We start from the raw sequence: 13,155 nt of genomic DNA, 5'->3' as shown, positions 1-13,155 counted from the left end.
CTATCATGGACAATGCAATTGTGAAGAAGGCAATCGTGGAGAAAGCAATCTTGAAGAAAAAAGTCATGAAAAACATGACACTCAAACTGCTGACGGTAGTGCTGCTGAGTGGGATCAGCAGTACAGCACTGTTGGGCTGTAGTCAACAGTCAGATGATGAAGTGACGGTTTCCAGTGTACAAGATCAGGATTCCCTAACAACCAATGACTATCAAGCAAGCCGAAATACGGGTGCGTGGGGCGGCGTTTATATGAGCCGTGAGGAGCTTACTGCACCTGCTATCAATATTGTAGACGACAGCTCATTGCCCAATATGGAAGACGACCCAATTATTACTGAATGGGACGCAAAGTTTGAAGGCACAAATGGCTTTGTAACGACAGATGGCAAAAAGCTGTATCACGACTCTTGTGCGGCTTGTCATATGCACAAAGGCGAGGGTGCTTACGGTGCAGGCTATTATCCGCCACTGGCGAATAACAGTAAGATGCAATCAAAGTATTACATCATCGATATCTTGATTAATGGCTTTCGTGGCATGCCCTCATTCCATGGAATGATGAACGATGCGCAGATAGCGGCGGTTACTCAATATGTGGTCAGTGACCTAAATGGTTTTACCGATACCGTGACTGCTGAAGATGTGGCAAAACTGCGGCATCCCAATCCATCAGCAGGTGATCCGAGTGATGATTAATAGTATTCACTACTTTAGTCAATAATTGTCCAATACATGCTAGTGGCAAAATGATTTAACCGTGCTTCGCAATATAAAAAAGCGCCTAATTATTTATTAGGCGCTTTTTTATGAGCAAGACTTTATGAATTAAGAAAGATAATGATAAATATGGTTTATTTAGGGCTAGATGACCAAATTGGTGAGCGAGCAATGCCTTGTACAGGTATGTCAAACGATTGACCACTACTCAAAGATTTAATTGTTAATTTACCTTTGCCGCCTTGTTTTGAAGCATAAATTACATTTCTGCCACTGGGTGAAAAGCTTGGCGCTTCATCGATACCGGTATTGCCCAAGTTAGTAGTAACAGCGCCGCCGCTATTCATGATCGCCGCTGAGCGACCACTTAAAAAGGCAATTTGTGAGCCATCGTTACTAAATTGCGGACTAGTGGCATAACCGCTACTTGATACCTTAGTCGTACGTCCTGAACCAAACTCATAACGATAAATCTGTGGTTTGTTAAATCCAGTTTTGTCTGATACAAAAACAAAGGATTTGCCATCAGGCGCATAACTTGGTTGCACTTCGCTGCTTGGCCAATTGATAAGCCTTCTAGGTTGACCACCACTGGCATTCATCTCATAAATATCTGCGCTACCTTCAAAGCTGCTAGAGAATAATATCTTGCTGCCATCAGGAGAGAATGATGGACTGAGATTGCTGCCAGGGAAGGGCGTTAACGGGGTTGCACCGCCACCGCTCACACTTTGTACATAAATAACGGGATAAGATTTATCGCGTTGTAAGGAATAAGCAATGCGATTGCCATCTGGCGACCATGTTGGTGAAAAGATAGAACCAGTTACTTCAGTAATGGTTTTGGCATTTTCGCCATCGGCATCCATCACTTTTAAACGTGAGACTTTTTCTTTACCAGCACCAGTCTCTTCAATATAAGCAATACGCCCTGAAAAGTCACCTGGCGTACCAGTAATCAATGCGTAGATTTTATTGGCAATGACGTGTCCAGCACGACGCATACTGTCAGGATCTTTATTTGTTGTCGAGGTTTGCTTACCCTCAAGAATTCGCCCCGATTTGACATCAATCACTTCATAATCTGTGATAATTTTACCTCGGTTGGTACGCGTGCTACCGATTACTAAGTACGGAATACCTAAATTTTGCCATACTGGCAAAGTACCCGCCAGCTCGCTACTACTGCGTGGCTGCTGCGGTAGGTTTTGGCTAGTAATTTTTAGACCTTCTTTGCTTAAGTCGTTGACGATAATGGGTGACAACACAGAATCACCAGCAAAGGGTACAAACGCGACTTGGTTTTGTTGTCTTGGCGCAGTAACAGTCATATCAAGCACCATTGATTCAGCGGCATAAGCAGGCACTGATAACAAGGGAGTGATTAACAACAGGCTTGAAGTGGCACGAAGGATAGAATGTGTAGATAGCTTCATGAAGTAATATCCTAAAATAGAAATAATTGGTTCATCATACAGGCTTAATTATTATTTATAGTGAGATTAACTGTACAACGTTAGGTGTTTTTTATTGAACGTTAATTTTAATTATCAAGTCTTTAAAGTTTTCAGGTTTATTTAAGCCAATGGGTAATGGACTAGCAGATAAGGCTGCTCTTTTTACTACTTGATTTACAGCAGGATTTGTACCTTGAGCTTTAACAGATAACACATTACCTTTTTCATCCAACTTAAAGTATAAAGTAGTTGTTGATTCTGGGGTAGCAGTGGGTAGAGTAATATTACGTTTAATTTTTTCTAATATAGCTGTTGTTACATGACTCTCATTACTTAAATCATTTTTTCTAGTAGTAATAGCGGCAAACAAGGCTTTTTGATCCATAAACTCATTTTTGACATTATGGCTTTCTGGTAATGTGCCAGCGACAGAGTAGCTAGATAATAGAAAAAAAGACAGCAATAGCAGTAAAGTTGAGGTATTACGTAATATATGACACTTGCTTAAACTCATAAACAAGAACCTTAAGATAGTAGAAAACCATTAATGATATAGGATTAGAGGCTATACAAAATCAATTAATAGTAACGTTGATTGTCAAATTTGCAAAACTTTCAGGATTGTCTAAATCAATTGGCAATGGGCTAGCAGCGCGTGCAGCTTGTTCAACTGCTTGGTTGACGACAGCATTTGGACCACTAGCCTTTGCAGATTTCACGTTGCCTCTGGTATCTAATTTGAGCGACAATGACGTGGTTAGACCCTGTGTTTCGATTGGGGTATCAAGTTTGCTTTGTATTTTACTTAATATAGCACTTTTGAACTCACCAGTAGAACGAGAGGTACTGCCACTACCACCATTAGATGTTGTTGAGTTGCCGTCTGCTTCTAGATCATATCTCTGACCTGCGCTACCAGAATCACCTGTATTAATCTTTAAATTTTTATCAGTCGCAGTCGGGCGTGTAATCTTTGGCGGGTTATTTTGTTTATTACGGAAATCGCCCAGCTGATTTTGTTCTTCTATCAGCTTTTCATTTTTGTTTTGCTCCACCTGACTATGCTCTTCTGTCACCGACTCATCCAATTGTGCTGCAAACTCAGCCATATTGCGCTCGTATTCTTGATTTTGCTCAAGCAGACGCTGATTTTGTTCCTCGCTCATCAGCATTGGCTGACTGGCGCTATCGCTAAAGCTTTCTGATGATGAGGTGCTCGATGCACTGCTTGTGCTATTTGCAGCTTGCAGCGCGCTAGCTGCCGCTGCACGATTGGCAAGGATTTGACCTTGCATTTCAGCCAATTGCTCAGGGGAGACCATGACCGTCTCAATACTTTCCACAGTGTCGGTTTTAGTATGTTGATAAGTATAAACGAGTATCCCAATCACGAGACCATGTGCCAGCACGCTAAGTAGCGTAGGCAATGTTAGCCCATTGCCTTCAGGTTGGGTCGGTACATAAACGACAGGAGCATTATGCATGGTAAAGATACTCAAGGACGAGGTTCATCAAATTATCTACTTTATTATAGCAAGCTGAGCGAGGAATAGGATTTATTACAATGATGGTGTGGGCAAGGGTGCGCCTGTTAATAATCCCACCTTTTGAATGCCTGCTTGTTGTAAGGTGGCCATGAGTGTCATGATAGCGCCATATTGATTGTTTTGATCGGCATTAATCATGACTTGTAAAGGCTGCGCCCCAGCATCGCTACTTTGATTTTGTAAGTTAGATAGGGTATCAATCAGCTCTGGTTCACTAATCGGCAGGTCAACATTGTCTTCATAACTGATAAAAATATCGCCACTATCGGTCAAGGACACAATGACGGGTAGTTGGCTTTGGCTCATGGTATTGGTTTGCTCTTTTGGCAAATCAACATCGACGCCCGTAATCAGCATGGGCGCTGTGACCATAAATATGACAAGCAGCACCAACATCACATCGATATAAGGAACGACATTCATCTCCGCATTTAGCGCTTTTTTTTCACGGCGATAGGGACTCTGTTTCATGATTTCATAGTCCTTGTGCCTGATTGGCCGTAGATTGCGTTTCTCTCGTAGCGATATTGTCTCTACCAACAGTGCTTTCTGCACTGGTCTCGCGCTGGAGCATGCCCGTCATTTCATCGCAAAATAAAGCACGTGAATCGTACAAGCGACTAGATTTGGCGGTAAAGTGGTTATACGCCAGTACGGCAGGAATCGCTGCAAACAAGCCCATAGCGGTTGCGATTAATGCTTCGGCAATACCAGGTGCGACAGACGCTAGGGTTGCTTGCTCCGTTTGTGACAACCCTAAAAAGGCGTTCATGATGCCCCAAACTGTACCGAACAATCCAACATAAGGCGCGACTGAGCCAATACTCGCTAGCGTAGTCAGTCCTGATTCTAATAGTTGCTGCTGACGTCCTAAACCGACTCGTAGCTTGCGCTCAACACCATCGATGATGTCATCTTTGGGTTGGCGCTTTTTATGCATTCTTAAGTATTCAGAAAATCCCACATAAAATATTTGTTCAAGTCCTTGGCGTTCAGGCGAGCCTTGTACGCCTTGGTAAAGCTTGGCTAAATCTTCACCTGACCAAAACCAAGTTTCAAACTGTTGATCGAAATTTTTGGCCGTACCAAGCCGCGCGCTCATACGAAAGATAATTACCCAACTGACTAAAGACGCCAATAACAATAATGCCATCACAATCTGCACCAAGAGACTGGCTTGGGTAATAAGGTCGATAATATTTAATGATTCAGGCATGTATGGGACTCATGGGTAATTAATAATAGCTGGTATGGCGCGACACGCAGACCAGATAGGATCTTTAATAACGAAAATATAATATGACAGTCATGATGCATATTGCTATCAGCCGCCTAGTGTACTGCTAAATGTCGAAAAGGTCATTTGTTAAAGTGTTAAATACCAAATAATTAACAGCTGTTTGTACAATCCATAGTATAAGGTTAATTTATATGTGGATATCTGAAATATTGTCTGGCTGTTATGTCTCAATCGACTGAAAAGGTGGGTTTGTACCCATAAGGCACTGGTAATGATTGAATTTGTACCGCAACTTCTCTAAAATGTTGCACCTTGTTACCGCTGTCTTTTGATAATGACGTCGCCATCCATTGGCTGACGTCATATTTATTTTAGGCATCAATAAATTTGTTCTTTCACTAGCAAGCTGGGCGCGACACTTATGAATGCAATTGAACGCTATTTTGGGATTAATGGTGAAAACACCACAGTCAAAACGGAAATCCTTGCCGGTATAACCACCTTTTTGACCATGGCTTATATCATCTTTGTCAACCCCAACGTATTGGCGGAAGCTGGTATGGATAAAGGGGCGGTATTTGTTGCCACCTGTTTAGCAGCGGCAATAGGCTGCTTTATTATGGGTATCTATGCCAGACTGCCGGTGGCACTCGCACCAGGTATGGGTTTGAACGCTTTTTTTACTTACGGCGTTGTATTGGGTATGGGCTACGCTTGGCAAACTGCGCTAGGTGCTGTTTTCTTATCGGGTTGCTTGTTTATCATTTTGAGTTTGTTTAAGATTCGCGAATGGGTTATCAATGCCATTCCAAACAGCCTTAAGCAGGGTATTGTGGCAGGTATCGGTGCTTTCTTAGCATTTATTGCGCTACAGAGCTCAGGTATCATTGTCGGTCGTGATGCGACATTGGTGATGCTGGGTGATATGACCTCATTTGCACCTATGATGGCTGCTTTGGGTTTCTTTATTATTATTGGTTTGGTCTATAAAAAAGTCCCAGGTGCCGTGACGATTGGTATCTTGGTTATCACCGTGATTAGCTTGTTGACAGGCCATACACAGTTTGCTGGCATCATGTCTGCGCCGCCATCTATCACACCAACATTGATGGAGCTTGATATTGCGGGTGCGTTTGACGTTGGTATGATCAGCGTTATTTTTGCCTTCTTATTCGTCGATTTATTTGATACGACAGGTAGTTTGGTTGGTATTGCCAATAAAGCGGGTTTGATTGATAAAGACGGCAATATTCCTAATATGGACAAAGCGCTACTGGCCGATTCTACTGCTACGGTCGCTGGTGCAATGTTGGGTACGTCATCGACCACCAGTTATATTGAGAGTGCTTCTGGAGTGGCATCAGGTGGTCGTACAGGTCTGATGGCAGTGACGGTTGGCGTATTGTTTGTACTGAGTATTTTCTTTGCACCATTGGCTGGTATGATTCCTGCTTACGCCACAGCTGGCGCGATTTTTTATGTGTCGGTACTGATGTTATTTACCCTAAAAGAAATCAATTGGGAAGATTTGACAGAAGCGGCTCCTGTAGCGGTTGTTCTGTTATTGACCCCGCTGACGTACTCTATCGCTGATGGTATTGCGCTTGGTTTCATCACCTTTACCGCGGTAAAACTGATGACTGGTAAATTCTCTGAAATTACGATCCCAGTTTGGGTATTGACCGTTATTTTGCTGACCAAATTGGTGGTTTTATAAGTTTTACTAGGATGCAGTGAGCGTTCGATATTACTTTACTGCTTTCGAGTTTTGTTACGTTAAATTCCTCTTTATTCGGAAACGATAAAGGGGTTTTTTTTGATTTAAAATGGCTCAAATTTCCCTAAATTTATTCAAGTGTTTGATTTAAAAAAACAATTAATCGCCAATAGTAAATAGAAAAGTATAACCAGTGCGTCATAAGGGATAAAGTGCTGTTAACTAATTGTTTTTTAGAAATATATTAATTTGTGTAAATAAGCAATATCGTTAGTTTGAAAATTTTTTTCATGATATTATAGCCGAGTTAAGCGCATCACCTCAATCAACGCCGTAGAGGTTTTTCTTACAGTGAATTAGCAGCACTCAAGATGGCAGATTTTTTTGCTAAAGCGATTTTTTCGTTTTAATAGCGATATCTGATCATCACACTCCTTTCACTACAAACAAGAAGAAGGCACTAATGCCGCTTAGCTGTTCGTTGTTGCCTTTGTATTGTTAACGTAGCCCGTTTAACAGTCGAACGACCTACTTAACCGCTTCCAGCCTACGCTGGATTTTCTCGTTTTGTGATGGCGCCGTTTGGACTTTTGATTATTGTTATAAGTATCTATCGATAGCCATCATCTAAATGAATGATGGTGATGGTTAGTTATACCAGACGATCAGACTTCCTAAAGCACTATTTATGATGGTTTTTAAACGATAGTTATGGAGTTGTTATGAACCCAGTAGACCAGTTTACCCCGCAAGAGCCGATTTTGTTTAATCCTGTCGATTTGCTATCGCCAGATTACATTGCCCAGTCGGCAGAAACTCTGCACGCCCGTATTTCGCCGTTGTATAGCGTTGATGAAGAGCGCTGGTTGTCCAAATTATTGCCACTTGCTAAACCCAGCACAGAAGAACGTGACGCCGCTGCTGAGCAAACGCGCCAGCTGGTTGAGCATGTACGTAATGATGGCAAAGCGGTCAAGATGGTCGACTCGTTACTGCTTGAGTATAGTCTTGACACCCAAGAAGGTATCTTGCTGATGAGCTTGGCAGAAGCCTTGATTCGAGTGCCAGACAATTATACTGCTGATGCCTTGATTCATGACAAAATGAGTGTGGCTGATTGGAAAAAGCACATCAAAAATGACAACGGTTTTATGGTCAATGCCTCAACATGGGGCATGATGATGACAGGTCGTGTCGTCAGTATTGATAGTAGCACCACAGCATCAGGCTTTTTGGATCGCATGACTAAAAAGATGGGCGAGCCTGTTATTCGTAGTGCCATGCAAAAAGCCATGCGTATCATGGGTCATCAGTTTGTATTGGGCGAGACCATCGAGGACGCCAATAAAAATAGCCAACCTTATCGTAATAAAGGCTATACCTATTCGTTTGATATGCTCGGTGAAGCGGCTATTGCGCATAAAGACGCTGAAAAATACTTCAATGACTACCTGCATGCGATCAGAGCCACTGCCAGTATCAAAGTCAAAGAAGGCATGCCTAAGCCATCAGTATCTATCAAGTTGTCAGCATTGCACCCTCGCTATGAAGCCACGCAAGAAGCCCAAGTCATGGGTTTATTACGTCAACGCTGCTTGCTGCTCATCGAAGCGGCACGTGAAGTCAATGTGGATCTTAGTATCGATGCCGAAGAAGCCGACCGCCTTGAAATTTCTTTAAAACTGTTTGAGTCTTTGTACCGTGACAATTTGACGGCTGACTGGGATGGTCTTGGCTTGGTCGTGCAAGGTTACTCTAAGCGCGCCATTGCTATTTTAGTGTGGCTGGCTCGTCTATCGACTGAGGTGGGAGATCGTATTCCAGTACGTCTGGTAAAGGGTGCCTACTGGGATACTGAGATCAAGCTTGCCCAGCAAAAAGGTCTGTCAGGCTATCCTGTCTGGACACGCAAAGAAGGCACGGATACTGCTTACCTTGCCTGTGCGCGTTTCTTATTGTCAGATCATCTGCGCGGCTTGATTTGGCCACAGTTTGCGACACACAATGCGCACACCCTAGCGTCAATTATGACCATGAGTAAGCATAGAGAGTTTGAGTTTCAGCGTTTGCACGGTATGGGCGATGCTCTTTATGATCATATCTTACAAGCGTATCAAATTCCGGTACGTATTTATGCCCCAGTTGGCGCGCATAAAGACTTGCTGCCGTATTTGGTACGTCGCTTGCTCGAAAACGGCGCCAACAGCTCGTTTGTCCATCAGCTGCTAGACAAGTCTTATCCGATTGAGAAGCTGACAGTACATCCCTATGACAAGCTGCTGGCCAATGCGACGTTACACAATCCAGAGATTCCGTTGCCGTTAGAGATTTATGGTGCGCGCCGTGCCAGTTTTGGTCCTAATATATTCGTAGAGTCACAATGGCTGCCCTTTAAATCTGCTATCGATAGCCATTTGCATAAAACTTGGTCAGCGACGTCCATCGTCAATGGCAAAGCAGTTGATGAATATGAAGTAGAGGGCGTAACGCACAAGCTTGAGACTCAAACCGTACGTGCACCTTGGAACCACGAAGTAAGTGCTGGTGAAGTCACTTATGCCAATGCTGAAATAGCTGGTCAAGCAATCGATGCGGCAGTGGCAGGGCAACGTGTCTGGCAAGCAGTATCAGCTGCTAAGCGTGCTGAAATATTGCGTAAGATAGCGGATCTCTATGAAGAAAACTACGCTGAGCTAATGGCGCTATGCCAAATCGAAGCGGGAAAAACCCTTCAAGACGGTATTGATGAAATCAAAGAAGCGGTTGATTTCTGCCGTTTTTATGCCGATGAAGCAGAGCGTTTAAACGACGTCGTGCATGAATTCACCGATTTGGCTGGCAAGCAATCTCGTCAAGTTTATAAAGCACGTGGCACCTTTGTCTGTATTAGCCCATGGAACTTTCCATTGGCTATCTACACTGGTCAAATCGTAGCGGCACTAGCAGCAGGCAATACGGTTGTGGCGAAACCTGCCGAACAAACCAGCTTGATTGCCCATTTTGGTGCTCAGCTAATGTACCAAGCAGGCGTACCAACACAAGCCTTACAGTTAGTGATCGGTGCTGGCGATGTTGGTGGTGCATTGACAGCGGCTGACAATATAGCAGGTGTGATATTTACGGGTTCAACCCAAACGGCTCAACGTATTAACCAAAGCCTAAATGATCATGCACAAGCCAGTGGTGAGCTACCTGTCTTTATCGCTGAAACTGGTGGTCAGAATGCTATGATTGTCGATTCAACGGCATTGCCAGAACAAGTGGTTAGAGACGCTGTCTTATCTGCATTTGGTTCAGCAGGTCAGCGTTGCTCAGCTTGTCGTATATTGTGCGTGCAAGAAGAAATGGCTGATAATTTAATTGAGCTATTACAAGGTAATATGGCTGAGCTATCGGTCGGCAATCCTTTATATGCTGCTACAGATGTGGGCCCAGTGATTGATGCGGATGCCAAACGTAGTCTTGAAGCGCATATCGAGCGTATGGACGCTGAGCCAACAGCGACTATCTTGGCACAGACACCAATGAGCTCAAGCTCAGTTGTCAGTCAAGAACAGTCTACCTTTGTATTGCCAACAGCGATCGAAGTGAAAAGTATCGACGTGATCGGTGGCGAGCATTTTGGTCCGATTTTGCACGTACTGCGTTATCAAGCACGTGATCTGAATAAGCTGATTGATGCCATCAACGCGACAGGCTTTGGTTTGACCCTAGGTATTCATAGTCGTATCGAAAATACCGTTGAGCACATCGAGCGCCGTGCGTTTGTAGGTAATACTTATATCAACCGCAACCAAATCGGTGCCGTCGTAAACGTACAACCATTCGGTGGTTGTGGTCTGTCTGGCACGGGTCCTAAAGCTGGTGGCCCGCATTATGTCGCACGTTTGATGCAGCTTAGCTCAGAGTCAAATAGCAGTAATCAAACAACTGCTAATACCACTACCCAAACCACCACTCAAACAGAACTCGCATAAGGAGTAGCAACATGGCGACTGAATTCAAAAAAAATCATGCCCAGGTTTGTGAATCTTGGCGATTACTTGGCGCAGTGAATCGCGCAACATATCTACAAGCGGCTATTCCAAAGTTGGCGCTGCTGACTGGTGACGCCAATAAAGCAAAGCGTTTGTTCAATCATCTATTGAGCGCCGCGCCTAGCTTGGATGAGGTGCATCGCATGACTGGTGCAACTGGTGAGTCCAACGATCTATATGTCACTGGTCGTGGTAAGACCATGGTTATTGGTGGTGAATCTGCTAGAGCCATGGCAGTATTAGGACAGCTGGTAGCCGCACTATTGACAGGTAATGAAGTCATCCTGCATTGCCCAAGCCAAGATGAGATGTGCAATGAAGCTGCCAAGATACTATATGATACAGGTATCAGCGAAGATGTATTGAGTGTGGCGAATGACTCGCAAACCGTCACGCTTTTATATATCGATCGTCTGGCACAGGTTGCAGTCTCTGGCAATCGAAGCGAAGTACAGACTATCAGTCAAGAGCTTGCCAATACAGACGGTATCTTAACGCAAGTCATCAGCGTCACTGATATGGAAGGCTTGTCAGAGATGCTAACGCCTGATTATTTGCATCGTTTTGTCACTGAGCGCGTCAAAACAATCAATACCACAGCGATCGGTGGTAATGCTAGCTTGCTTGAACTTGGTACAGAATAACCGTATTAATTACAAACCCACTTCGCTCTTATATCCGTTTTGATAAGTGCGAAGCAGTGTTTGGTATAGCTATAAATACCGAATACGATTTATAAGAAAAAACCGCTATCTGAGTAATTGTCGGATAGCGGTTTTTTTTATTTACGTTATTTGATTAATGTCTGATTAATAGATATTATTCAGCAATATCAATCCACACCCAGCCGTTCTCTAGCCATTCGCTCAAATCGTCTGAGTCAACATCGGCGACATCTTGACTATTTAGGTGTTCGCCATTAGCCAAACGCACCAATACCGCTACTGCGGTCTCGTCAAGCCCGTCAATGCGTTGCCCATTGGCATATAAAACGATGTCATTATCCGCCTGGGTGTATAACAAACGATTGCTATAATCCGCTTGCAAGGTAGCACCTTCTGCTAGAGCTTGCATGAGCTCATCTGTATCTAATGTATCCTCTGGCATCAGCGCATCATACTGGCGTTTGCTGACGACTTCAGAAACTGCTTGACGAATGATATCACTACCACGCTCAGACTGTAGCATTTGTAATAGCTGATCTTTGATCGCATTGATGCTGCTCGCTTGCAATTCACCTGACGCTTGCAGCGCTTGTGGCAGCAGCATTGGGATAAATAAATCGCTATCGTTGGTGGCGATATCAGCCAAGCTGTCGATGATTTGCATCAAGTTAGGACGACGGCAGCCAAATGAAAAGGTTAAGCAATCGTCTTGTGCCACACCAAAATGTGACAGCTTCGGCGGTACGTAAAGCACGTCACCCGCTTCTAATATCTCATCAAAAATAATCTCACCCATATCATCAAAGAGGCGAATCGGCTCATCAGCGACAAACTCGGTATTTTTATCACAGAATTTGCCCAGTTGCCAACGTCTAGACCCAAACCCTTGCGCTAAAAACACATCATAATCATCATAGTGTTTGCCGACTGAACCACCTTTTGGCGCATAAGAAACCATGATGTCATCACGTTGCCATTGTGGAATAAAGTCAAAGGCTTGCCACAATTGACCAAGCTCAGGCGACCACTGTTCCATATTCTGCACCAGTACAGTCCATTGCTCAGGTAAGTTATCGAAATCAGTTTCAGTCAATGGGCTTTTTTTGAGTTGCCACTGCGCCTGACCTTCTTTTTTACTTGCTGCTTGAGTCAGCAGGCGCACTGCGGCATCTTCTTCTAGTGCTAGACCAAGCATGTCGTCAGGTTCAAACATGCCAATTAGCTGTGGTAAGCCTTGTTTAATTAAGAGTGGCTTTTTTTGCCAGTATTCGCTTAAAAATTGCTCAGGCGTGATAGAGTCGGGTAAACAAAGCGGTATAGAAGTCATGGGTAGATCCGTGTGTTTAAGTAGAAAGGATATCAAGGTAGACAGAATATAAAACTAGAACAGTGCTTTATAGCTGACATGTATTGGTTTATGATTAGCGTCTAGCTGATGGTGAAATTATAGCCATCAATGCCTCTCATTATCCGTAGGAAATTTATGAAAAAATTACAATTTATCGTCATCATCGCCAGTATATTTATGCTGCAAGCTTGTGTGCATAAAATCGTCACTGTACCTGTAAAAGTCGCCTACAAAACTACTAAAGGCGTCGTCAAAGGTACTGTTGCTGTGACCAAAGCCATCATACCGGGTGATAGCAGTGATAAAAAAGATGAAGACGATAAAGAATAAAACCTCACCCATTAACTATGTATTTAAAAAAATCATAGTGTTTAGAGTAAGGTTTTTTGAAAAAAGATATAAATGAGCTCATTTATATCTTTTTT

The 13,155-nt window shown here is 43.5% G+C and carries 11 protein-coding genes; 5 read left to right on the top strand and 6 right to left on the bottom strand.

The genetic code is table 11. The features are described from left to right. Positions 1-65: 65 nt before the first annotated feature. Positions 66-698, top strand: coding sequence for a c-type cytochrome (locus ACT3S4_RS08265; RefSeq protein ID WP_176393086.1), 633 nt, complete (start codon positions 66-68; stop codon positions 696-698). Between the two features lie 155 nt (positions 699-853). Here ACT3S4_RS08265 and ACT3S4_RS08260 read toward each other — a convergent pair whose 3' ends face one another. The 5 genes from ACT3S4_RS08260 to tolQ form a co-directional block, all read right to left on the bottom strand. Then, positions 854-2,155 (bottom strand): PD40 domain-containing protein, encoded by a 1,302-nt coding sequence (locus ACT3S4_RS08260; protein ID WP_176393080.1) that lies wholly within the window; start codon positions 2,153-2,155, stop codon positions 854-856. Positions 2,156-2,246: 91 nt separating this feature from the next. Next, entirely contained in the window at positions 2,247-2,690 is a 444-nt protein-coding gene (locus tag ACT3S4_RS08255) for a cell envelope integrity protein TolA (RefSeq protein WP_087815200.1), read from the bottom strand. A 61-nt stretch (positions 2,691-2,751) separates the two neighbouring features. Beyond that, positions 2,752-3,660: an energy transducer TonB gene (locus ACT3S4_RS08250; protein ID WP_444760859.1), complete on the bottom strand. Its 909-nt coding sequence runs from the start codon at positions 3,658-3,660 to the stop codon at positions 2,752-2,754. Positions 3,661-3,735: 75 nt separating this feature from the next. Further along, positions 3,736-4,194: a protein TolR gene (gene tolR / locus ACT3S4_RS08245; protein WP_045452251.1), complete on the bottom strand. Its 459-nt coding sequence runs from the start codon at positions 4,192-4,194 to the stop codon at positions 3,736-3,738. Between the two features lie 4 nt (positions 4,195-4,198). Next, on the bottom strand, positions 4,199-4,939 hold the full coding sequence (gene tolQ / locus ACT3S4_RS08240) for a protein TolQ (RefSeq protein WP_045452254.1): 741 nt from the start codon (positions 4,937-4,939) through the stop codon (positions 4,199-4,201). 445 nt (positions 4,940-5,384) lie between these two features. Here tolQ and ACT3S4_RS08235 point away from each other — a divergent pair, with 445 nt between their 5' ends. From ACT3S4_RS08235 to ACT3S4_RS08225, 3 genes are all read left to right on the top strand, one after another. Then, positions 5,385-6,680: an NCS2 family permease gene (locus ACT3S4_RS08235; protein WP_055124161.1), complete on the top strand. Its 1,296-nt coding sequence runs from the start codon at positions 5,385-5,387 to the stop codon at positions 6,678-6,680. A 722-nt stretch (positions 6,681-7,402) separates the two neighbouring features. Further along, a complete protein-coding gene (putA, locus tag ACT3S4_RS08230; RefSeq protein WP_087815208.1) occupies positions 7,403-10,657 on the top strand; it encodes a bifunctional proline dehydrogenase/L-glutamate gamma-semialdehyde dehydrogenase PutA in 3,255 nt (1,084 codons plus the stop codon). Positions 10,658-10,668: 11 nt separating this feature from the next. After that, complete coding sequence (locus ACT3S4_RS08225; protein WP_045446201.1) at positions 10,669-11,361, top strand: 1-pyrroline-5-carboxylate dehydrogenase; 693 nt, start codon at positions 10,669-10,671, stop codon at positions 11,359-11,361. A gap of 175 nt (positions 11,362-11,536) precedes the next feature. Here the strand turns inward: ACT3S4_RS08225 and ACT3S4_RS08220 are convergent, their stop codons facing one another. Next, the gene (locus ACT3S4_RS08220) at positions 11,537-12,709 is read right to left on the bottom strand and encodes a cupin domain-containing protein (protein WP_201553725.1); all 1,173 of its coding nucleotides are present in this window, start codon (positions 12,707-12,709) and stop codon (positions 11,537-11,539) included. A 156-nt stretch (positions 12,710-12,865) separates the two neighbouring features. On the opposite strand from ACT3S4_RS08220, the gene ACT3S4_RS08215 reads away from it, so the two are divergent. Beyond that, entirely contained in the window at positions 12,866-13,060 is a 195-nt protein-coding gene (locus ACT3S4_RS08215) for an NF038104 family lipoprotein (protein WP_087815212.1), read from the top strand. Positions 13,061-13,155 lie beyond the last annotated feature (95 nt).

Origin of the sequence: Psychrobacter sp. AOP30-A2-5, from assembly GCF_052378115.1 — a bacterium.
GTDB lineage: Bacteria > Pseudomonadota > Gammaproteobacteria > Pseudomonadales > Moraxellaceae > Psychrobacter.
The sequence above is the reverse complement of the archived record's forward strand: the minus strand, read 5'-3'. Positions and strand labels throughout refer to the sequence as shown.